This window comes from Mesorhizobium sp. B2-4-19, from assembly GCF_006441315.1.
Lineage (GTDB): Bacteria > Pseudomonadota > Alphaproteobacteria > Rhizobiales > Rhizobiaceae > Mesorhizobium.
This window is the reverse complement of the sequence record NZ_VFUV01000014.1, coordinates 126,197-145,803: the sequence shown is the minus strand read 5'-3', so window position 1 is coordinate 145,803 and position 19,607 is coordinate 126,197. Positions and strand designations below refer to the sequence as shown.

Annotated in this window: 25 protein-coding genes and 1 pseudogene; 9 read left to right on the top strand and 17 right to left on the bottom strand. The window is 60.6% G+C overall.

Annotated features, from left to right (window positions below; genetic code table 11):
• Positions 1 to 57: 57 nt before the first annotated feature.
• From FJ546_RS22365 to FJ546_RS22325, 9 genes are all read left to right on the top strand, one after another.
• The gene (locus tag FJ546_RS22365) at positions 58 to 1,107 is read left to right on the top strand and encodes a PilN domain-containing protein (RefSeq protein WP_140891309.1); all 1,050 of its coding nucleotides are present in this window, start codon (positions 58 to 60) and stop codon (positions 1,105 to 1,107) included.
• A gap of 2 nt (positions 1,108 to 1,109) precedes the next feature.
• Positions 1,110 to 1,703 (top strand): type II secretion system protein GspM, encoded by a 594-nt coding sequence (gspM, locus tag FJ546_RS22360; RefSeq protein ID WP_140891308.1) that lies wholly within the window; start codon positions 1,110 to 1,112, stop codon positions 1,701 to 1,703.
• Positions 1,700 to 2,254 carry a hypothetical protein gene (locus tag FJ546_RS22355; RefSeq protein ID WP_140891307.1) on the top strand — a complete coding sequence of 185 codons (555 nt, stop codon included), beginning with the start codon at positions 1,700 to 1,702 and terminating at the stop codon, positions 2,252 to 2,254. The genes gspM and FJ546_RS22355 overlap by 4 nt, the downstream gene beginning before the upstream one ends.
• On the top strand, positions 2,251 to 3,177 hold the full coding sequence (locus FJ546_RS22350) for a general secretion pathway protein GspK (protein WP_140891306.1): 927 nt from the start codon (positions 2,251 to 2,253) through the stop codon (positions 3,175 to 3,177). The genes FJ546_RS22355 and FJ546_RS22350 overlap by 4 nt, the downstream gene beginning before the upstream one ends.
• Positions 3,174 to 4,817, top strand: a complete 1,644-nt coding sequence (locus FJ546_RS22345) for a GspE/PulE family protein (RefSeq protein WP_140891305.1) — start codon at positions 3,174 to 3,176, stop codon at positions 4,815 to 4,817. Before FJ546_RS22350 ends, FJ546_RS22345 begins: the two co-directional genes overlap by 4 nt.
• Positions 4,817 to 6,034: a type II secretion system F family protein gene (locus FJ546_RS22340; RefSeq protein WP_140891304.1), complete on the top strand. Its 1,218-nt coding sequence runs from the start codon at positions 4,817 to 4,819 to the stop codon at positions 6,032 to 6,034. The genes FJ546_RS22345 and FJ546_RS22340 overlap by 1 nt, the downstream gene beginning before the upstream one ends.
• Positions 6,031 to 6,504 carry a GspH/FimT family pseudopilin gene (locus tag FJ546_RS22335; RefSeq protein ID WP_140891303.1) on the top strand — a complete coding sequence of 158 codons (474 nt, stop codon included), beginning with the start codon at positions 6,031 to 6,033 and terminating at the stop codon, positions 6,502 to 6,504. The genes FJ546_RS22340 and FJ546_RS22335 overlap by 4 nt, the downstream gene beginning before the upstream one ends.
• A complete protein-coding gene (locus tag FJ546_RS22330; protein ID WP_181168043.1) occupies positions 6,486 to 6,860 on the top strand; it encodes a prepilin-type N-terminal cleavage/methylation domain-containing protein in 375 nt (124 codons plus the stop codon). Before FJ546_RS22335 ends, FJ546_RS22330 begins: the two co-directional genes overlap by 19 nt.
• 104 nt (positions 6,861 to 6,964) lie before the next feature.
• Positions 6,965 to 7,576: a general secretion pathway protein GspJ gene (locus tag FJ546_RS22325; RefSeq protein WP_140891302.1), complete on the top strand. Its 612-nt coding sequence runs from the start codon at positions 6,965 to 6,967 to the stop codon at positions 7,574 to 7,576.
• 21 nt (positions 7,577 to 7,597) lie between these two features.
• Here FJ546_RS22325 and gspG read toward each other — a convergent pair whose 3' ends face one another.
• From gspG to FJ546_RS22245, 17 genes and pseudogenes are all read right to left on the bottom strand, one after another.
• A complete protein-coding gene (gene gspG / locus FJ546_RS22320; protein ID WP_181168042.1) occupies positions 7,598 to 8,068 on the bottom strand; it encodes a type II secretion system major pseudopilin GspG in 471 nt (156 codons plus the stop codon).
• Complete coding sequence (locus FJ546_RS22315) at positions 8,068 to 8,562, bottom strand: A24 family peptidase (protein WP_140891345.1); 495 nt, start codon at positions 8,560 to 8,562, stop codon at positions 8,068 to 8,070. Before FJ546_RS22315 ends, gspG begins: the two co-directional genes overlap by 1 nt.
• A gap of 2 nt (positions 8,563 to 8,564) precedes the next feature.
• Positions 8,565 to 10,691, bottom strand: coding sequence for a type II secretion system secretin GspD (gspD, locus tag FJ546_RS22310; RefSeq protein WP_140891301.1), 2,127 nt, complete (start codon positions 10,689 to 10,691; stop codon positions 8,565 to 8,567).
• A 407-nt stretch (positions 10,692 to 11,098) separates the two neighbouring features.
• A complete protein-coding gene (locus FJ546_RS22305) occupies positions 11,099 to 11,389 on the bottom strand; it encodes a hypothetical protein (protein WP_181168041.1) in 291 nt (96 codons plus the stop codon).
• Positions 11,390 to 11,450: 61 nt separating this feature from the next.
• Positions 11,451 to 12,131 carry a transposase gene (locus FJ546_RS22300; protein WP_246686918.1) on the bottom strand — a complete coding sequence of 227 codons (681 nt, stop codon included), beginning with the start codon at positions 12,129 to 12,131 and terminating at the stop codon, positions 11,451 to 11,453.
• Positions 12,132 to 13,286: 1,155 nt separating this feature from the next.
• Positions 13,287 to 13,634, bottom strand: a complete 348-nt coding sequence (locus FJ546_RS22295) for an ankyrin repeat domain-containing protein (RefSeq protein WP_140891299.1) — start codon at positions 13,632 to 13,634, stop codon at positions 13,287 to 13,289.
• Between the two features lie 28 nt (positions 13,635 to 13,662).
• A complete protein-coding gene (locus FJ546_RS31695; protein WP_246686917.1) occupies positions 13,663 to 13,953 on the bottom strand; it encodes a hypothetical protein in 291 nt (96 codons plus the stop codon).
• Positions 13,898 to 14,173: a transposase gene (locus FJ546_RS31690; protein WP_246686916.1), complete on the bottom strand. Its 276-nt coding sequence runs from the start codon at positions 14,171 to 14,173 to the stop codon at positions 13,898 to 13,900. The genes FJ546_RS31695 and FJ546_RS31690 overlap by 56 nt, the downstream gene beginning before the upstream one ends.
• Positions 14,174 to 14,565: 392 nt before the next feature.
• Positions 14,566 to 14,961 carry a hypothetical protein gene (locus FJ546_RS22285; protein ID WP_140891298.1) on the bottom strand — a complete coding sequence of 132 codons (396 nt, stop codon included), beginning with the start codon at positions 14,959 to 14,961 and terminating at the stop codon, positions 14,566 to 14,568.
• A gap of 8 nt (positions 14,962 to 14,969) precedes the next feature.
• Complete coding sequence (locus tag FJ546_RS22280; protein ID WP_140891297.1) at positions 14,970 to 15,362, bottom strand: hypothetical protein; 393 nt, start codon at positions 15,360 to 15,362, stop codon at positions 14,970 to 14,972.
• 17 nt (positions 15,363 to 15,379) lie between these two features.
• Entirely contained in the window at positions 15,380 to 16,504 is a 1,125-nt protein-coding gene (locus tag FJ546_RS31300) for an RHS repeat-associated core domain-containing protein (protein ID WP_181168040.1), read from the bottom strand.
• Positions 16,505 to 16,521: 17 nt separating this feature from the next.
• Positions 16,522 to 16,629 (bottom strand): annotated as a pseudogene (locus FJ546_RS31685) (transposase); the annotation flags it as partial.
• A 96-nt stretch (positions 16,630 to 16,725) separates the two neighbouring features.
• Positions 16,726 to 16,881 (bottom strand): hypothetical protein, encoded by a 156-nt coding sequence (locus tag FJ546_RS22265; RefSeq protein WP_246686915.1) that lies wholly within the window; start codon positions 16,879 to 16,881, stop codon positions 16,726 to 16,728.
• Positions 16,882 to 16,981: 100 nt separating this feature from the next.
• Positions 16,982 to 17,290: a hypothetical protein gene (locus tag FJ546_RS22260; protein ID WP_140891296.1), complete on the bottom strand. Its 309-nt coding sequence runs from the start codon at positions 17,288 to 17,290 to the stop codon at positions 16,982 to 16,984.
• 15 nt (positions 17,291 to 17,305) lie between these two features.
• A complete protein-coding gene (locus FJ546_RS31425; RefSeq protein WP_210243118.1) occupies positions 17,306 to 17,950 on the bottom strand; it encodes a hypothetical protein in 645 nt (214 codons plus the stop codon).
• Between the two features lie 49 nt (positions 17,951 to 17,999).
• Positions 18,000 to 18,923: an RHS repeat protein gene (locus FJ546_RS31295; protein ID WP_181168039.1), complete on the bottom strand. Its 924-nt coding sequence runs from the start codon at positions 18,921 to 18,923 to the stop codon at positions 18,000 to 18,002.
• Between the two features lie 97 nt (positions 18,924 to 19,020).
• Positions 19,021 to 19,605 carry a DUF1629 domain-containing protein gene (locus FJ546_RS22245; RefSeq protein WP_140891295.1) on the bottom strand — a complete coding sequence of 195 codons (585 nt, stop codon included), beginning with the start codon at positions 19,603 to 19,605 and terminating at the stop codon, positions 19,021 to 19,023.
• Positions 19,606 to 19,607 lie beyond the last annotated feature (2 nt).

Here is a 19,607-nt window from a genome sequence, read left to right as displayed (position 1 = left end):
AGTAGTCTCGTCCTGAAACCCCGGCTGAGAATCAGCCGGGGCGGCGGGTGGTTGATTGTGGCGACATTCAACGCGCAGGTTCTGGATTTTTTCGACTGGTGGCTCGATGAGCTGCGAGGGGTCTGGATGCGGGTTGTTCCCAGGAAAGAACAATCTTCCACCAGCGACTGGATCGTCAGCCTGGCGGATGACGGCATTCGTGTGCGCGAGGCCAAGGCGCCGGAGTTCCAGTCGATCCCGCTGGCGCTGACGGCTTCCTCCGACGAGATACTGGCACTGCTCCAAGGCGGGTCTCGGCGCAGGCGGCCGAGCTTCGATATCAGCGTCCAGCCCGGCCTGTTCCTGACCCGCCATCTCGCGGCGCGGCGGCTGCCGGTTCGGCAGGCACGCGACATGGCCGAACTCGACCTTATGGCTTCGACGCCGATCGACCCAGCGCAGGTGCATGTCGTCGTCGCCGCGACGGCGGAACAGGACAGCGCCTACCATGTCGTCAAGGCCAAGACGCTTGCCGCCGTGCTGGACGCGGTCCGCCGGGCCGGCGGGTGCGTTCGCTGCCTGTCGCTGTCGCACCCGGCCGGCACGCTGCGCGCCGATCCGCTGAGCCTCGCCGCCATCTGGCCGCCGACAGCGCGCGACCGCCGTGCCAGGACCGCCTGGATTGCGGCCCTTTCGGTGCTGGCCGGTGCCGTGCTGGTGACCCTTGCGCATGCGCATTGGCGCGCCTGGCAGGCCGAGGCTGAACTGGATGCGCAGATCGCCGATGCGCAGGTGCTGGCCAAGGCGGCGCGCACCTCGCTGCAGAAGCGCCAGGCCGGCATCGAGCGGATCGAAAAGATCCGCCAGGAAAAGAAGACGACGGCGTCGCTGGTGCGCGTCTGGGCCGAACTGACGCATCTGCTGCCCGACACGGCCTGGCTGACCGATCTCTCGTCCAAGGGCGACGACCTGACCATTTCAGGCTTTTCCACCTCGGCCGCCGAACTGATCCAGCCGATCGACGCCTCGCCACTGTTTTCGGCACCCGAATTCGCCTCGCCGGTGGTCAAGGTTCCCGGTCAGGACGGCGAGCACTTCACCATTTCGGCCAAGATCGGGGCGCTCTGACGATGCTCTCCGCCATCCTCAACACGAGGCCGACGATCCGCCGCCTGATCGCGCTGGCGATCGCCGCGGTCACGGCCTGTGTGCTTGCCTGGCTGGTGTTCGCGTCCTTCGACAGCGTCGCCTCCGCACAGGCCGGGATCGAGGAAAAGCGCGAGCTTCTCGGCCAGCTGCAGAGCGTGGCCGCCCTGGCAAAGCGCCTCGACAGCGCCGCCAGTCCGGAAGCCGCGGCCAATCCCGAGTTTCTCACCGGCGGCAGCGAGGCCATCATTCGCGGCGGACTGCAGACCCGGCTGAACGCGATTGCCGCCGCCAATGGGGTCAGCGTGCTGTCTGCCGGCAATGCACCGGTGCTCAGCGAAGCCGGCGTCGATTTCATCGGGCTGCGGGCCAACCTTTCGGGGCCGCTGGAAGGCATCCACAACGCCATTCTCGCCATCGAGACCTCGCTGCCAGTGCTGTTCATCCGCGAAGCCACCTTGCGCACCACCGATGTCAGGCCGGCGGCGGGACGGACCGGCGACCCCGAGCTTTTCGCCGAGATCCTGTTTTACGGGCCTTTGCAAATGCAGATGGCGCCCGCCGGGGTCAAGCCATGACCGGGAAATTCACCGGCCTGGCGATTGCGGCGGTGATCGCGGCCCTCGCTTTGGTCAATGTCGCGCTTTACGACACGCCTGTCGACATTACACCCGTGGCCTCCGGCAAGGGGCATGATGGCGGCCCAACCTCGGTGGCGGGATCGCTGCAATTTCCCGAAGCCGGCGATTTCAGCGAGACGTTCCAGCGCCCGCTGTTCACGCCGACGCGCCGGAAATTCGTGCTCCCGCCAGTCGCGCCGTCGCCGGAGGTTGCCGTTGCTCCTGTCGAGCCGGCGCCCGCCCCGGCGCCACCCGAGGCCCCACCGGCCGTCGCCCCATCGCTGCTGGGCATCAGCATTCACGGCGGCGCCGCGAAGGCGCTGTTGCGCGTCGCCGGCAGCGAAGCCGCGGTCTGGTATGGTAGTGGCGACACTGTCGACGGTTGGAGGGTGTCGGCGATCGACAAGGATCAGGCCGTGCTGGAGCGAGATGGCAAGCTGGCGCGCATCCCGCTTTATCCGCCATGGAAGAATGCGCCGCCGCCGCCCCCGAGCGAACCGCAACTATGAGCGACCGCGCTCCCCATGACAGCGCGGGCACCAGCTCGCGGGATGAAAGCACCCGCAGCGGCTTTTCGCTGGTTGCCGTGCTGGTATTCATGCTGATCGTCTCGGCGATCGTCGTCCCCTTTGCCGTGACGGCCAAAACACGGTTGATGATCGCCAACAGCGAGGTCGAACAGGAGCGCCTGTCGCTGCTGGCCGAAGGCCTCGGCAATGTGGTCGCGAGCATGTTGACCAGCGCCTCCGGCCGGCAAAAGTTTCCGCTGGATTCCACGCCGGCATCATGCCGGTCGGGAGGGTTCAGTTTCACCGTGCGCGTCCAGGATCATGGCGGACTGATCGATCTCAATGCCGCGGATGACCGCCTGCTGGAGCTTGGCTTTGCGGCGCTCGGCTTCGAGCAGCAGGCATCGACCGAACTGGCCAAGGCCGCGATCCGGTTTCGCGACAACGCCAAGCTGTTCGCCGGCCTGCCGCAGTCGAGAAGCGCCGTCGGGCCGCCCGAGGACAAGCAGGCGCCGTTCGAATCCGTATCCGAACTGCAGGAGTTTTCGGCACTGTCGTCAATACCCCTGCGGACCTTGAATGGTGTTTTCACGGTCAACTCGAAGCGTGGCACGATCAGCGCCGACCGCGCGCCAGACCGTCTGCGCGCCGCCCTTGCTGGTGGCTCTAGTGCTTCGGTCGTTCAGGCGGTGGCCGATGCGTCCGCCTATACGGTCGACGTGGTGGTGAGGCGGGACGGTTCCGGCATCGCGGGCGAGGCCGGGTTCATCATCGAAAAATCTCCGACGGGCGCGGCATTCTCGCGCGTCTCCCGGAGCCCGGCCGCCGAAGCCGGTGCATTGCCGCCGGTCGCCGGCACCGCCGGCTGCGAAGTGCTTTTCGGCACTGAGGCGGCACAGATCCTGCGGGGGTGGAACTCATGAACGCTGCCGTCCAGACGAAGGAGATCGAGGCGTTTCTCGCCTTTCTCGAGGGCGAGAAAGTGCTGACCGCGCATGCCGCCCAACGCGCCTTGGGGGCATCGCGAACTTCGGGACATCCGTTCGATACGGTGATGACGGAACTTGGGCTGATCGGCGAGCAGGAGCTTGCCAGCAGCCTCAGCCGCTACCTCGAAGCACCGATGCAGGTCGAGATCCCCGAACAGGTCAGCCCCGAAATGCTGGCAAGCGTGCCGCTGGCCTATCTCAGGGAAAACGCCATCCTGCCGCTGCAGATGGACGCCGAACGGCTGGTCGTCGCCGTGGCGGATCCTTTCTCTTCGGCCACCATCGACGCACTGGCCTTCCACTATGAGCGGACCCTGGCGCTGCGCATCTTGCCAAGGCGCATGATCGCCGAATGCATCGACCGCATCGAGCAATCGGCGCTGGCTGCCGTTTCGAATGGCGGCGGCAGCGGTGAAATCCTGGATTTCGGCCCTGACGACCTCGAGCGCTTGAAGGATTTTGCCCGTGAGGCGCCGATCGTGCGCTTCGTCGCCGAGACCATCCACAAGGCGGTCGATGCGAGAGCCACCGACATCCACATCGAGCCGCTCGAGGACCATGTCCGCATCCGCTTCAGGCATGACGGCATGCTGTCCACCGTCGACACCGCGTCGATCGCGATGCTGTCCGGCATCTCCACCCGCATCAAGATCCTGTCGCGGCTCAACATCGCCGAACGGCGCCTGCCGCAGGACGGACGCATGCGTATTGCCGTGCGCGGCCGCGATGTCGACCTGCGCGTCTCGGTCATTCCGTCCATTCATGGCGAGGCCATCGTACTGCGCATTCTCGATCGCGCCGGCGTCGAACTGAAGTTGGAGAAGCTTGGCTTCGATGGTGCCGCGCAGGCCAAGATCCGCAACATGTCGCAAGCGGCCAATGGCATCGTGCTGATCACCGGGCCGACCGGCAGCGGCAAGACGACGACGCTCTACTCGATCCTGGCCGAGCGTTCGCGGCCGGACGTCAAGATTTTCACCGTCGAGGATCCGGTCGAGTACCGCATGGCCGGCATCACCCAGTTGCAGGTCAATCCCGCGATCGACCTCGACTTCGCCGCTGCCTTGCGCTCGATCCTGCGCCAGGATCCCGACATCATCCTGCTCGGGGAAATTCGTGATCGCGAGACGGCGCAGGTCGCGGTCCAGGCAGCCTTGACCGGCCATCTGGTGTTCTCGACATTGCACACCAACAGTGCCGCCGGCGCGCTGACGCGGCTGCGCGACATGGGCATCGACGGCTATCTGCTCGGCGCGACGATCCGCGGCGTCATCGCGCAGCGGCTGTTGCGCCGTATCTGCCCGACCTGCCGGGGCGCGGAACAGACCGGTCCGGCCTGCCGCACCTGCAACGGCTCCGGCTACAGCGGCCGTACCGTGACCTATGAAATGCTGCAGGTGTCGCCGCGCATCGCCGAGCTTATCGATCAGGGTGCCGGCGAAATGGAGATCGGCCGCATTGCCGCCGAGGACGACCTCGTGCCGATGTCGGTCCACGCAACCGCGCTTGCTCGATCGCAGGTCACCACGATGGACGAGGTCCGCCGTGTCATCGATCTCGCGGGAGGTGACTGATGCCGGCATTCGCCTATCGCGCCTACCTGGCCGACGGCTCGACCGAGGCCGGCGTTCTCGATGCGTCGACCAAACAGGACGCCGCCCGAAAATTGGCGCAGCAGGGCCGCCGGTCCTACCATCTTGCGCCCGTGAACAGCGAAGCGCCGCAGCTTCGCCTGCCGGGGCGCAGCGCGCTGATGCTGACTCGCAGGGTCGACCTCAGCCGACTGTTTTCCGAGCTTGCGGTGTTGCTGAACGCCGGCTTCACGGTCGACCGCGCCCTGGGTGCGGTCATTTCCGGCGAAGCCAACCGGCAGCGGCGCCAGCAACTGCAATCGGTGCTCGACCTGACGACCGGCGGCCGGCCGATCGCCGAAGCCTTTGCCGCCCTGTCCGGCATCACCCCGGACGTTGCCGCCTTGCTTGCCAGCGGCGAGCGCAGCGGCAAGATGGCCTTTATCTGCCAGCGGCTGGCGGACACGTTCGAGACGACGGCCAAGCGCCGCGCCGCGATCATCGAGGCGCTGGCCTATCCGGCCTTCCTGCTCATGGTCATGAGCGGGGCGCTGGTCATTCTGGCGACGGTCCTGGTGCCGGCGCTGGAACCGATCTTCGAGGGCTCATCGGCCCCCAAGCCGTTCACCATGACCATGCTTTCCGCCTTCGGCACGGTGTTCCGCGACTACCCCTTCATTTTCCCGCTGGCTGCGGTGCTTGGCCTGCTTGGTTATCTCCTGCTGTCCCGTTCCGCCGGCGCCAGAAGACAGCTTTCGCGCTGGCTGTTGAAGATCCCGCTGATCGGTGCGCTGGTCAGGGACGCCGTGATCGCGCGTTATCTCGAAACGCTTGCGCTGCTGCTCGGCAATGGCGTGACGATGACCGAGGCGCTTGGCCTTGCCGCCAATGTTTCCAGGCAGAGTTCGCTGGCGGCAAGCTTTGCATCGATCGAAGACACTGTCGCCAATGGCGCCCGCCTGCACGGCGCGATCGTCAAGGCGGGGATTTTCGACCACGCGACAATGTCGCTGGTCTCCCTTGGCGAAGAGGCCAATGCGCTTCCCGTGGTGCTGGATCGCGCCGCCAGGATGCTTCAGCTGACGCTGACGCGGCGGATCGACACCGTGCTGAAGCTGTTGACGCCGGCGCTGACGATTTCGCTTGGTTTTCTCGTCGGCAGCCTGGTCATTTCGGTGATGACGACGATCCTCAGCATCAACGATCTGGCGCTGCGATGACCGCCGCCCCCGCAGCCAACACGCAGGGACAGGCAACGGCAGGATTCACCCTGGTCGAGATGCTGGTGGTGCTGGCGATCATGGCGCTTGTCGCCGCCATCGCCGCACCGGGGCTGGTCAGCCACTATCGCACCAAGAGCCTGGAGACGGTGGCCGGCGAGATCACCATGCGGTTGCGCCTGTCGCGCACATTGGCCATCGCCACCGCCCGGCCGAAGCAGGTCCTTGTCGATCTGGGTAGCCGTCTCATCCGTTTCGGCGAACGAGACAGCCTGGCCTTGCCGGACGATGTCAAAATGACCGTCATCACCGGCCGGGAGACTGTCGTCGCCGACCGGCAGACCGTGCTGACCTTCCTTCCCGACGGCCGCGCTTCCGGCATGGACATCACGCTGCAGCAAAAAGGCCGGACGGCGCGCATCGCGGTCAACTGGCTGACAGGGCTTCCGACATGGCGAACCCTGCCGTGACCGGGCCATTGCCCCAATCCTCATCAGAAGATGGCTTCTCGATCCTGGAGATGATCGTCGCCATGACGATCCTGGCGCTCGTTCTGGGCATCGCCAGCCAGTCGATCGTGCTGGCCAGCCGCAGCATTGCCGCCGCCAAGCGCCAGGTCGAAGCGGCCAGAACGGTTCGCATGATGCTGGCCGACTACGAGGCCCGGGCACAAACCGCGGCGCAACCCGGCTGGACCCTGAAGACCCGCACGATAGACGTCGCGAAAGCGAAGGTAACCGCTGTTCTTATCGAAAAGCAGGGCGGCGCGTTTCCAAGCGCGCCGTTTCTGACCTTTGTGCCGGCGCAAGGCCCGGCCGCGCCGTGAGTTGGCCGCTCTCCCGCACTCGGACGAAGGCCCGCGCCGTTCGCCGCAATCTTGCGGGTGCTGCTTCATCAGGCGTCGATGCGCATCCGGGAGCCTCGGCACCGGTGGCGGGTTTTGCGCTCATCGATGTGTTGGTGGGGCTGGCGCTGATCGGCGTCATCACATCGCTGATGATGGTCTTTCTCGGCCAGGCGCGAACGATGATGCGCATCGAAAAGGCGACCGAGTTCCAGATGGAGGTCGATGCCGCATCGCGGTTTCTCGAGACGGCGATAAGTCATGCCGAGCCTTTGCCCTTGTCGAAATCGTCGCCGGACCAGGTGCTCTATCTCAGCGGCGATGCTGCCCGGATCGAGTTCAATGCCGTTCAGGCGATCGGTTTCAAATCCTCCGCATTGCGCGAGATTACCGTGTCGCTTGGCGACGGAGGCCAGACGGGGGCCGCGCTGGCCATCATCCAGAAAACGCGGCGTGGCGGCAAACCCGGCGCAGCGGTTCCCGGCGAACCGGTGCGGCTGATCGGCGGCCTGAGTGCCATGAAATTCGAATATCTCGACAACGCGCTGGCGCCGCCATCGTGGCTGCCGGGCTGGAATGCGCCGCGGCGACTGCCCGCCGCCGTGCGCTTCACCCTTTCGGTGGTACGCGATGGCGCGGCCTATTCATCGCGAGGGTTTGCCCGCCTCGATCTGGCCGGCCCCCCTCGCACGAATTGAGCACGCTCTCTCCGGCCGCCGTCAGTTGGTGACGTCCTGATCCTCGCCGGTGCCGTCGGGCTTGCCGTCCTTGCCAAGGCTGCGGATGACCACGCCACCGGCATCGGCCTTCACTTCGTAGGAGTAGGGCCTGCCCCATGGATCCTTAAGGCCGGTGCTTCCCTTGAGATAAGGCCCGTTCCAGCGCGTTTCACCGGCCGGCTGCGCGACCAGGGCGTTGAGCCCCTCTTCGTCGGTCGGGTATTTCGCATTGTCGACATAGTAGAGTTCGAGCGCGCTTTCGATGTTGCGTATCTGCGCCTTGGCCGCATTGGTCCTGGCCGCGCCGAGATAGCGCAGCACCTGCGGCGCCGCCAGCGTGGCGATCAGCGCAATGATGGCGAGCACGACCAGAAGCTCGACCAGGGTGAAGCCGCCTTCGCGATCATGGCGGTTGCGGCCCGTTTTTTCCGAGGATTGAAGCTTTTCGGAGGGTTGAAGAAAGCGCATCATCACAGCAGTCCCATGTCTAGACCTGCAAATTGCTCCAGCGCCCAGCTTGCGCCGAGGCCGATGGCGATGAACGGGCCGAAGGCGACGCGGACCCGCGCCGCCGCCGGCCCCGTCGCGACCACCTGTCCGCCGACGAACAGCAAAGCGCTGGCGCTGGCGATGAACAGCAGCACCGGCAACAGCAGCGGACTGATCCAGCATGAAGCAGCCGTCAGCATCTTGACGTCGCCGAGGCCGAGGCCGATCCGGCCGGTCATGAGGAAATGGCCGCGCCGCAGCAGCCAGGCAGCGGCGAAAGTCGCGGCGGCGAAGAGGATCTGCACCGGCACCCCCTCGGCGTCCGCCGCCAGCTGATAGGACAGGCCGATGCCGGCGAGCGCCAGGTTGAGCCCGTCCGGAATGATCTGCCGGCGGAAATCGGTGATCGAAATGGCGGCGAGAACGGCCGCCAGGGCGACCGTGGCGGCAAGCACGAGAGAGGGGTGCGTGACCATCGTCAATACGCCAGCCTCTTCAGATCCTGCTGCAGCTTGGTGCCGCCCCGCCGCTTCTGGATCGGCGTCTGCAGGCTGATCTTGCCGCGGAATTCGTCGGTCACCTCGCGGGCCTCGTTGATGTCGCGCACGACATGCGGCCGGATGAAGATGATCAATTCGGTCCGCCTGATGGTGTCGTTCTTTTGCTTGAACGCATTGCCGAAAATCGGGATGTCGCCGAGGATCGGCACCTGGCTGCGGTCGACACTGTTGTTCTGCTGGATGAGGCCGCCCAGCGCCAGGCTCTCGCCGTCATTGACCAGCACGCGCGTCTGGATCTTGCGCTGCTGGATGGTTGGCGAGTCGATATCGGAACTGTCCGTCTTGGTGACGTTGCTGACCTCCTGCTGGATGTCGAGCATGACCCTGCCGGCATTGTTGATGCGCGGCGTCACCGTCAGGATGACGCCGGTGTCCTTCATCTGGACCGAATTGATGATCGGCGCGCTGCCATTGCCGGTGTCCTGCGACTGCTGGGTCAGGATCGGCACCTGGTCGCCGACCTGCAAGATCGCCTTCTGGTTGTTGAGCGCCATGATGGTGGGCGCCGAAATGACGTTGACGTCGGTGATCTTGGAAAGCGCGCTGAGCGTCACCTGGATGTTGTCGGTTGCGTAGCTCCAGTTGAAGCCGGGCAGGGTGGCCGCCGCGGCGGCCTTGGCCACGTCGGTCACGGACACCTTGGTGCCGCCATTCTCGAAGAACCAGCGCAGGCCGTATTTCAGGTCGTCGTTGAGCGTGACCTCGGCGATCACCGCTTCCAGCATGACTTGCGTCGGCAGCACGTCGACCTTGGTCAGGATCTGCTCGATGCGTTGGTAGTCGCGCGCCGTGGTCTGGATCAGCAGCGCATTGTTCTCGACATCGGCGACGACAGTGGCGTGGGCGGGCGCCTCATTGTCTTGCTGGGGCAGCGAGGGCGAGGGCCCGGTCAGCGGCGCCGGCGTGACGCCGTCCGACTGCATGGCGATCGGCGTCTGGTCGGGCGACACGTTAGAGCCGCCCGATTGGCCTTCGGTCTTCACCGTGGTGCCGAGAACCGAACTCAGCACCGATGCCAGTTCTTTGGCCGGCCGATTCTGGATCTGGTAGACGAAGAGCTGGCTTTCATTGGTCTCGGCCAGCCTGTCGAGCTTGTTGATCCAGGTCGCGGCGCGCGCCAGATAGGCCGGGCGCGAGGTGATCACCAGCACCGAATTCAGCCTGTCATTGGGGATGAACTGGATGAGCTTGGCGCCTGGCCCTTCCTTGGTGCCGAAGATCGAATCGAGCTCGGCGGCGACCGCTTCCGGCTTGGAGGTCTTCAAGGGATGCAGCGCCACCGACATGCCGCGCATCCAGTCGACATCGAACACCGAAACCGCTTCCCGGATGGCATTGAGGTCGCTGTCGCTGCCGGCGACGGTGATGATGTTGCGGGTGGAATCGACGCGCAGCACCGAGCCCTGGCGGGTGATCGGTTCCAGAATGGTCTTCATCTCGTCGGCGGCGATGAATTGCAGCTGCAGCACCTGCACCTTGACGCCGGGGCCGGACGGCGAGGTCGACGGCACGCTGACCGGCGGCGTGCTGGCCATGATCTCCGACAGCGGCACGATCTGGTAGGTGCCGCCGCGGCTGGTGATGCCGGCGGCGTTCACCGCCAGCGCCGACTGCAGGATATCGACCAGCGCATCCTGCGACACCGGCTGCGAGGTCTGCAGCGTGACGGTGCCTTGCACGCGCGGGTCGACGATGTAGTTGAGGTGCAGCGCATCGCCCAGCACCGCCTTGGCCGCGTCGGCGATCGGCGCATTGACCAGATTGAGCTCGAACTTGCCGGAACCGTCGCCCGTCACCTTGGTGACCGGGGCGCCCGACGACACGAACTGGCCGGTGCCCTGATACTGCGCGCCGTTGAAGCGCTGCGCCGCGTTCGAAGCCGAAGTGACGGCGGCAGGCCCGCTATAGCCCGCCCGCAGCGGCGAAGTCTTGGCATGCAGGCTGTCGATGGTCTCGGTGAAGAAGTCCTTGCCCGGCGAAGACGTGCAGCCGGCAACAGCCAGCAGCGTGAACAACACGACGCAACGACTCGGCTTGCTCGACATCCACCCGATTCCCCAAGAGCTTCAGTCTAGGGCTTCTTGCTGGCGGATGTCGGGAATGATGGCGCTGTTTGGGGTCTATCCACAGGGTAGGTGGGGGAGGGTTAGGACGGGAGCGTCAGCGATCTGGATATAGATGGACGACGGCTGCTGCTTCGGCAGAGAAGCGCAAACTCGATCGGGCTGCCTTGGCCTCTAGGGTTGGCATGGCCTTCGCAGTCTAGGCGGCCAAGCCGACGTGGCAAAAGTGCACTGTTACCGTAATTTGTGGATGTTCATTCGGACCCTCCGACGAGTGCTGAAGCCCGGTAACTCCAGTCTCCTCGATCCGGTCCGAATGGACAACCTCCCGAAAGCTCACAGCTAGGCGAACAGGGTAAAAAGCCACTGTCACCGTAATTCCAAAATTATCAATCGTCGTGTTGTTGCTTATTCCATACTCCATCGGCAAATTCAGCAAGCCATCCAGGTTTCAGCTCCCCAATAAGTAGTATATTTTGTTGGCGGTCAATTATGTGATTTAATCCAACTACCTCGAAGTCTGACAGATCATGCGGATGATCGTACTGCCCACATGTAAGTTGCCACCCGCCATCTGCATGGCGGACTACTAGAGTTACCGGCCTTTCATCTCGAAAAACGTGGCCGCAGACCAGAGCTTGAATCTCCATCACTCTCCCCTGTACCTTGTTGGCGACCATTCTGTTCCTAGGTCTTTTTGCGCCTTTTGAGCCGTTACACGGGAATTACGGTGACAGTGCACTAATTTTGCCCCGCCGGCCCCGCTTTTCCTTTCACAGCTTTTCCGGTTTGCGCGGCAATCCGGCTGAGAAGCGCCTCGCCGCCCACCGGTCGGCCGATGGTCTCGGCTTCGCGTAGGGCGTCGAAGGCCACGGCATCCGTCTCGACCAGGTCGAACAGCCCGCTCGACGATGGCAGGCGGTGCCTCATTGGCTGCCGATCGGTAACGCCATCAGGCTCACCTGTCATATCAGATGCGCCTGAGCGCTTGACCAGGGCCAACCGGCCGCCTGTTTCACCAGCCCTGCGCGCACCGGATTCAGTTCGACATAACGCACCGCCGACAACAGGTAATCCGCGTCCATCGCGACGGCGCCGAAGCGGCCTTGCCAGAAATGTCCGGTTTTCTTCTGCCGCGCCTGGATGATGCCGGCAATAGGCCCGGTGCACCTTGGCGAGCGCGCGCCGCAGGCCGTCCGGGTCGGCCGGCGTCAGGACCAGGTGCACATGGTTCGGCATCAGGCACCATGCCCAGACGCCGACATTGGTGGCACGGCAATGCTCGACCAGCAGGGTCTTGTAGAGCGAGTAGTCCTCTGGCGTGAAGAACACTTTGGCGCGACCATTGCCGCGTTGTGTCATGTGGCGTGGCAGACCGGGAACGACGATGCGGGCAAGGCGAGCCAAGTGGTCAATCTGCACGCGGCGATAGCCATGCGAACAGGGTAAAAAGTGCACTGTCACCGCAATTCGCATGTCACCGTAGTCAGAATGGTAAATAGAAATTATATCACCGCCGCAACAGCTGGTTTTCTATGAAGCATAAAATCGCGCAGAGAACTCGGCTCTTTCCGTCCACAGGCGCAAAGGTCCGGATAGATCATTTAATTCTGGAGAGGATAGAGTAAAATAGATTTGTACTATTGAATACTCTATCAATGTTGATTTAAGTTTACAATTGCAGCTAAAGCTTTCATGGGTTTCTAGATTCGTCAATATGCCTGGAAAAATCAGATCTCTCTCCGGAAATTTTCCATGACCGTTATCTATTTGGATGTCGGCGGTCTTCATTCGAAAGCATCCCGAATTTCGGCGTCACGAAGTTGGTCGTATGTCCCGAAACGCGCCGGCCCTATGCCATCCAATCGGTCCCATGACTGCATCTGGACCGATTGATCCACGCGAACTCTTGCCTCGACAACTCCGACGCCAGCAGGGCCCTTTTTTATACGTAAACCCCTCCCGGCACAGCAACTTCGACAGGTTCGACGGGGCCGCCCTGACGCCGTGCTCGTCTTCAAGCCACGCACCAAGCTCAGGCATCGTGATGTCCGGCCTAGCCATCACTTTGTCGACAATGGCCTGACGATACGCGCCGAGTTTGCCGGACCCGGCAGGACGCCCCTGACGGGCCGGTTCGACGGAACCCGTCGCCGCATAGCGTGCCTGAACGCGCACCGCCGTCGAAGGCGCCACCTCAAACTGCGCCGCAACTGCCCACCGCGACTTGCCCTCGGCAATGCCGCGAACAAGTCGAAGCCTCAAATCCTGCGAAACCGCTTTGCCCATGGTGCACCTCCGCACCCATAGGAATCAGACTTCAGTCGAAAAGGGAATCCCCAACGATTCACCCTATTCGCCCGATGCTCTAGTGCACTGTCACCGTAATTCCGATCTGGATATTAATGGACGACGCTTGCTGCTTCAGATGAGAAGCGCAATCTCACGTAGACTTAACCGTAAACAAAGTATTAACGTCAGTAATCCTAATTTTTTTCAGAGTTTCTGGATATAATACCCTGCCAGAAAGCATACTCTGTGTGTTTGTAGTTTTTAAGATATGAAATCTGTACCTCGTCAGATAAAAATCGCCCTCCATAAGAGATTATCTTTTTTAGCGCACTCGACGTAATTGGCAATTGCTGCAAAGTAAAGCGGGCTTGCTCCTCCGTATGTCGTATTGGGATTGCCGTTATACTTCAAAAGTAGTTCGACAATAGAAATATCTTTTCCGTTAACTGCTGCCAATAGCGGAGTAACTCCGTCAGTTGTCGTACAATTCGCGTCATAGCCACTTTTTAGCGCGGCTTCCGCTTTATCTGTATTTTTAGAGATTATAGCGTCAAATAAATCACCCCCTCTATCGCAGTATCCGCTAATTATGGCTGTGATAGAGATCACAGAAAATATCTTGATAATCCTCATTGCGAATATCCAATTCTTGAAAGGGGAATTACGGTGACAGCGCACTAATTTTGCCCCGCCGGCCCCGCTTTCCTGGTTTCACAGCTTTTCCGGTTTGCGCGGCAATCCGGCTAAGAAACGCCTCGCTGCCCACCGGTCGGCCGATGCTCTCAGCCTTGCGCAGCGCGTCGAAGGCCACGGCATCCGTCTCGACCAGGTCGAACAGCCCGCTTGATGATGGCAGACGGTCCCTCATTGGCTGCAGATCGGCAACGCCATCGAACTCACCTGTCAGATGCGCTCGGGCGCTTGACCAGGGCCAATCGTCTACCTGCTTCACCAGCCCCGCCCGCACGGGATTCAAATCCGACATAGCGCACTGCTGCCAAGAGGTGATCTTCGTCCATCGCGACAGCGCCGAAGCAGCCTTGCCAGAAATGTCCGGTTTTCTTCTGCCGCGCATGGATGATGCCGGCATAGGCGCGGTGCACTTTGGCGAGCGCGCGCCGCAGGCCGTCCGGGTCGGCCGGCGTCAGGATCAGGTGAACATGGTTCGGCATCAGTCACCATGCCCAGATGCCGACATTGGCGGCGCGGCAATGCTCGACCAGCAGGGTCTTGTAGAGCGCGTAGTCCTCGGGCGTGAAAAACACCTTGGCGCCCCCGTTGCCGCGTTGCGTCACGTGGCGTGGCAGACCGGGAACGACGATGCGGCGAGGCGAGTCATGCGGTCAGTCTATACGCGGCGATGGCCTAGCGAACATGGCAAAAAGTGCACCGTCACCGTAATCCTGCTTTGGACTAAAGAGGTGGCGTGGCTTTGGCGGCTCGGGCGGTCAAGACGGTCTGGCAATAAGTGCACTGTCAATCCCAGGCGATCAGGATAAAAAGTGCACTGTCACCGTAATCTCGAGCGCAATAAGCGCACTGTCACCGTAATTCCGTAATTCTGCTATGACAGAGTGGATGCAATTTTTGCAATCTTTTGTTCATTCTCGCTCAAGAAGTTTCTAAAATCTTCCAGCCATTTCGCGAAGCCATTTTCGAAGCTCTCTCCGCTGACAACAAGAACGCTTGCGGGACCATCAGCGAGGACGAGCCCCGTGTCTAAGCCAATATCGGACTTCACATTTAAGCCATTCGCCATAGTTTCAAAATCAGCGACAATCGCCAACTCGTCTCCCCGGGTATTAGTCAAAAATGATAAATAGCACCTAATGGGAAAATGTTCATTAGAGCTGTAGCCAATATTATACAAAATATTTTGCGACAGTTCTTTGACAATTTCGGCATGCCCTATGAGAATTGGCCTGACTCTCGTCCATATATATTCAGAGACGTCTTCCATTTCGGATCTCACTTTTTAACCCTAACTTCGCCTACAATATCGGCCTGTACTTCCGCTGTAAATTCGTGAACTGCGGCGTTAATGTTGTCGAGAGTGTCGCGACTATCAATCCAACCCTGCATGAGGCTTTTATCGATTGGGGCAATAGAGACATGTCCGGTAACGGCGTTATCGCAGACTGCACATAGGTTCTCAAACTTTGCTGGGTCGATGACTTGGTTTTTCCCTGGTACTGGAGCCATTCTTGCCGACAGGCCTGTGTCTATATCCTTGGCCTTCGGGGTTAGATTAGCCAAAGTCGCAGAGCCATCACGGTAAACAACCGCTCCCTCGACCTTTCCAAGTTTATAGGTTTCTTTTAGGGCAGTAAATTCTGGCTTCAGCTCAGGAGCCAGCGTCACGGCGAGACCAATTGCCCCTATCGCAATTTTCCCTTATCTTTGTCTCTTATACCTTCATATATCGATTGGACATCGCCAACCGGCGTAGCCGAGACAATCGCCTTTCCTGTGTTGATGGCCGCATCAACGCCTGCATGTCCAGAAATGTCGGCCTGATTGCCAATGTAACCTCGGGCGGCAACAGCTCCAGGGCCTCCGTTGAAAATGCCGCCTCCGCCAAATAAGCCTCCTAAGAAGTCGTGCCCATTTTGATCGCTCTTGTTGACCGGATCGTTCTGGGCATAGGCATACCGGTTGGTACCGACGCCCTCCTTCGTCGGATCCCAATCATCCGGCGAGATGAACCTCCCCAGTACCGGATCCATGTACCGTGCGTTGAGATACAGCAGCCCGGTCTCGGGATCGAAGCGTTCGCCGATGTAGCTCTTCTGGGTCTGGAAGCCGGTGTTGAGGCGCTCGCCGTAAGTGGCGTAGTTGGTCTGCTCGACGATGGCTCCCGAGGCATCAGTGACCATGCGCACCGAGGCCAGGTGGTCGCGGTGCAGGAAATATTTGACGCCGTTGACGACCTTGATGTCGGGATGGGGGTAGCGCGTGTAGATCTCCGCGCCCGGCGTTGCCGGATCGATCTCGACATCGGCGTCGGGATAGACCGTGGTGGCGAACGCGGAGCTCTTCTTCGCCCGCGCGCCATCGGGACCGTAGGTGAGATTGACGGTGTTGGAGGCTAGCGTGACGGTCTTCAGCCGGTTGGCCGAGTCCCAGGCCAGCGTTCTGGTGCCGTCTGAGATCATGTTGCCATTGGCGTCATAGGCGAGCGTCTTACTGCCGACCGCGGTTGGCGCATGCGGACGAGCCGCGCCCGCCGAGGGATAAACATAGGTGCCGGCGACACGGCTGCGTGAGATCAGATTGTCGTTGGCGGCATACGCGAATTGCTCGCTGAGCACGGCGTTGCCCAGGTTGGTGCTCCAGATCAGCCGGTCGGCATCGTCATAGCCATAATTCCAGCTGTCGGAGGCAGTAAGCCCCGTGGTGCCGGTGATGCGGCCGAGATTGGTGCACTTTGGCGAGCGCGCCGCAGGCCGTCGGGATCGGCCGGCGTCAGGATCAAATGCACATGGTTCGGCATAAGGCACCACGCCCAGACGCCGACATTGGCGGCGCGGCAATGCTCGACCAGCAGGGTCTTGTAGAGCGCGTAGTCGTTGGGCGTGAAGAAGACCTTGGCGCGACCATTGCCCCGCTGCGTGACTTGATGCGGCAAATCGGGAACGACGATGCGAGCGAGGCGAGCCGTGCGGTCAATCTATACGCGGCGATGGCCTAGCGAACAGGGTGAAAAGTGCACTGTCACCGTAATTCAGATGCCCACATCGGCGGCATGGCAACGCTCGACCAGAAGATTCTTGTAGAGTTCATATTCCTTGGGGGTGAAAAACACCTTGGCGCGGCCATTGCCCCGCTGCGTCACGTGATGCGGCAGACCGGGGACGACAATACGGGCAGGGCGAGCCATGTACTCAATCCAGGAGTGACGGACTTCCATAGCGAGCATGACAGGCAATTAGTGCACTGTCGCCGTAATTCCAGCAGTATCACCGTAATTCCCTTAACATTCATTTTACAGTCTCAACAATTATCTGGCCGTCGCTGTCGTGGTATACAAATATCTCAGGGGAGGAGATCAGCTTTTCGTCCAACAATATATCGATGAATGAATTTTCATTGAATGTTATGGTGATTTTGTCCTCTTTATTTTGGACTGATACTACTTTGAGTGTAATCGGTTCGCTGTCAATACGACAACATATCGCCGTATATACCGTGAAAGCGCTACCATCAGAGAACTGGATTTCGCAAGTATCTCCCGATTTCACCACCGCCTTTAGCTCTTTCCCAAGCAATTTTTCGCCAAGAAGGTTCATGTTCAAAGACCTCACTTAATTTGATATATGGGCGAAAGGGTTGTCCCGAGATATTGTCTTGCCCGTGTAGGGATCGACAGTTTGCAGAGCGCCATTTGTCTGTGGCGCAGAATATGTTGAATATCCGTTTGGATAGCCAGGACTTCTGCCCTTGGCAGGTGTTGGATCCATCATTCGTAAATTCATAGGTTTCGCTGTAGGGCCCACACCATCGACAAAAGCGCTCCCTGTTGTCGCTCCCGAACGATTTACGAAAGGTTGAGGCACAGGCGCAGAGCCTTTGGGAACTGGCATAGCCACACCCTTGGAGTTTACGATGAAGTCAGATGCGGCCGGCAGGTTTTCAGGCACCGGCGCGTTCATTTTCATGCCGACAGCGTCCTGAGCGTAGTATCCCGGTCCTCCAAAATCACCGGGTGCCGCGCAAGCGCCGCCGCAGATTGGTGCCGAGGTTGGGCCGAGTTTTCCTGCGGTCACAGGCTCATACCCGAAATCGCCGAAGTCGTCCTGAACTACATGATCGCCTACCGCGGCCTTGTTTTTCCCTTTGAATCCCAGATCGGACAGGTCATTGGCTGCCTTGTCTGCAGTTGCTTTCATATCTTTAGAGTTGGCGCTGCTGTCTGCTACCTTGTTCCCCCCGCCTGCCTCGTTTGCCAATGGAGCCTTACCTTCGTTTGGATCGATGGCGTGACCATTTGGATCGCCTTTATTGACCGGATCGTTGTGCGCATAGGCATACCGGTTGGTTCCAACCCCCGGCAGCGTCGGATCCCAAATCGGGCGAAACAAACCGCCCCAGCACCGGATCCATGTAGCGCGCGTTGAGATACAGCAGCCCGGTCTCGGGATCGAAGCGTTCGCCGATGTAGCTCTTCTGGGTCTGGAAGCCGGTGTTGAGGCGCTCGCCGTAAGTGGCGTAGTTGGTCTGCTCGACGATGGCTCCCGAGGCATCAGTGACCATGCGCACCGAGGCCAGGTGGTCGCGATGGAGGAAATATTTGACGCCGTTGACGACCTTGATGTCGGGATGCGGATAGCGGGTGTAGATTTCCGCGCCCGGCGTCGCCGGATCGATCTCGACGGACGCGTCGGGATAGACCGTGGTGGCGAACGCGGAGCTCTTCTTCGCCCGCGCGCCATCGGGACCGTAGGTGAGATTGACGGTGTTGGATGAAAGCGTGACGGTCTTCAGCCGGTTGGCCGAGTCCCAGGCCAGCGTTCTGGTGCCATCGGAGATCATGTTGCCATTGGCGTCATAGGCCAGCGTCTTGGTGCCGACCGCAGTTGGCGCATGCGGACGAGCCGCGCCCGCCGGGGGATAGACATAGGTGCCGGCCACACGACTGCGTGAGATCAGATTGTCGTTGGCGGCATACGCGAATTGCTCGCTGAGCGCGGCGTTGCCCAGGTTGGTGCTCCAGATCAGCCGGTCGGCATCGTCATAGCCATAATTCCAGCTGTCGGAGGGTGTCCGCCCCGTGATGGTGGTGATGCGGCCGAGAGCGTCGCGCGCATACTGGTCGTCGAGCAGGATGGTGGCGCCCTTGGAGGTGGTGACGCGCGTCAGCCAGCGGCGCGTCGGCGAATAGGTGAATGACGTCTTCACGCCATTGGCGTAGGTGATCTGCATTCCGGTGACAGCTAATTTTGCCCCGCCGGTCCCGCTTCCCAGGCGAATAGGTTAAAAAGTGCACTGTCACCGTAATTCATATCGTAAGAAATCTACGTCAGTTGACTATCCGTCGACCTAACGTTGGGACTTGTTCTGGCCGAAAAAACATACTCGATTCGCCTGTTTCAGCTAGAGCATCTCTCAATTGATCGGAAACTACTATGTGGTTTAATTGCTGTTCGTCGCGAGCTAAATGAATATTTCCTAAACAATTTTCATAGTGAATATAATGATTGCATGAAATTATTAAGGTAATTCCTGGTTTCTCTATCTTGCTCGTCACATCTGATCGGTTTGGATCTATACAGCGCACTCTGCTGAGTGGAAGAACCCAAGAGAATTTCTGCGTTTCGCCGTTCCTGGCGACCAACGTTATTGGGAAAAATTGAACAAGCTCCTGTGGGACGAAACGCAAAATTATTTCTTGCCACAAGAGGTCAACGGCTGGAGGATCGCCAGTGGGGGGGCAATGGAGTTTTTCGAAATTCTCAAGCTTTGACTTGGCTCGAAATAACGGTCGCCCCAATGCTATATCGATTGGAAGCGAAGATAGCGTATCTGCTATCCTTACAGGTGAATTATAGTCGAATTGTGCTGGCTCAAAGTCAGTGTCAATTCTATCATACCAAACCCAAGCCATGC

Excerpts from the sequence above, each read along its gene's own strand:
- gspM (WP_140891308.1), top strand. The coding sequence starts at position 1,110 with ATGCTCTCCGCCATCCTCAACACGAGGCCGACGATCCGCCGCCTGATC.
- FJ546_RS22355 (WP_140891307.1), top strand. The coding sequence starts at position 1,700 with ATGACCGGGAAATTCACCGGCCTGGCGATTGCGGCGGTGATCGCGGCC.
- FJ546_RS22350 (WP_140891306.1), top strand. The coding sequence starts at position 2,251 with ATGAGCGACCGCGCTCCCCATGACAGCGCGGGCACCAGCTCGCGGGAT.
- FJ546_RS22345 (WP_140891305.1), top strand. The coding sequence starts at position 3,174 with ATGAACGCTGCCGTCCAGACGAAGGAGATCGAGGCGTTTCTCGCCTTT.
- FJ546_RS22340 (WP_140891304.1), top strand. The coding sequence starts at position 4,817 with ATGCCGGCATTCGCCTATCGCGCCTACCTGGCCGACGGCTCGACCGAG.
- FJ546_RS22335 (WP_140891303.1), top strand. The coding sequence starts at position 6,031 with ATGACCGCCGCCCCCGCAGCCAACACGCAGGGACAGGCAACGGCAGGA.
- FJ546_RS22330 (WP_181168043.1), top strand. The coding sequence starts at position 6,486 with ATGGCGAACCCTGCCGTGACCGGGCCATTGCCCCAATCCTCATCAGAA.
- gspG (WP_181168042.1), bottom strand. The coding sequence starts at position 8,068 with ATGATGCGCTTTCTTCAACCCTCCGAAAAGCTTCAATCCTCGGAAAAA.
- FJ546_RS22315 (WP_140891345.1), bottom strand. The coding sequence starts at position 8,562 with ATGGTCACGCACCCCTCTCTCGTGCTTGCCGCCACGGTCGCCCTGGCG.
- gspD (WP_140891301.1), bottom strand. The coding sequence starts at position 10,691 with ATGTCGAGCAAGCCGAGTCGTTGCGTCGTGTTGTTCACGCTGCTGGCT.
- FJ546_RS22305 (WP_181168041.1), bottom strand. The coding sequence starts at position 11,389 with ATGGTCGCCAACAAGGTACAGGGGAGAGTGATGGAGATTCAAGCTCTG.
- FJ546_RS22295 (WP_140891299.1), bottom strand. The coding sequence starts at position 13,634 with ATGAGGATTATCAAGATATTTTCTGTGATCTCTATCACAGCCATAATT.
- FJ546_RS31690 (WP_246686916.1), bottom strand. The coding sequence starts at position 14,173 with ATGCCGAACCATGTTCACCTGATCCTGACGCCGGCCGACCCGGACGGC.
- FJ546_RS22285 (WP_140891298.1), bottom strand. The coding sequence starts at position 14,961 with ATGGAAGACGTCTCTGAATATATATGGACGAGAGTCAGGCCAATTCTC.
- FJ546_RS22265 (WP_246686915.1), bottom strand. The coding sequence starts at position 16,881 with ATGGCTCGCCCTGCCCGTATTGTCGTCCCCGGTCTGCCGCATCACGTG.
- FJ546_RS22260 (WP_140891296.1), bottom strand. The coding sequence starts at position 17,290 with ATGAACCTTCTTGGCGAAAAATTGCTTGGGAAAGAGCTAAAGGCGGTG.
- FJ546_RS31295 (WP_181168039.1), bottom strand. The coding sequence starts at position 18,923 with ATGCAGATCACCTACGCCAATGGCGTGAAGACGTCATTCACCTATTCG.
- FJ546_RS22245 (WP_140891295.1), bottom strand. The coding sequence starts at position 19,605 with ATGGCTTGGGTTTGGTATGATAGAATTGACACTGACTTTGAGCCAGCA.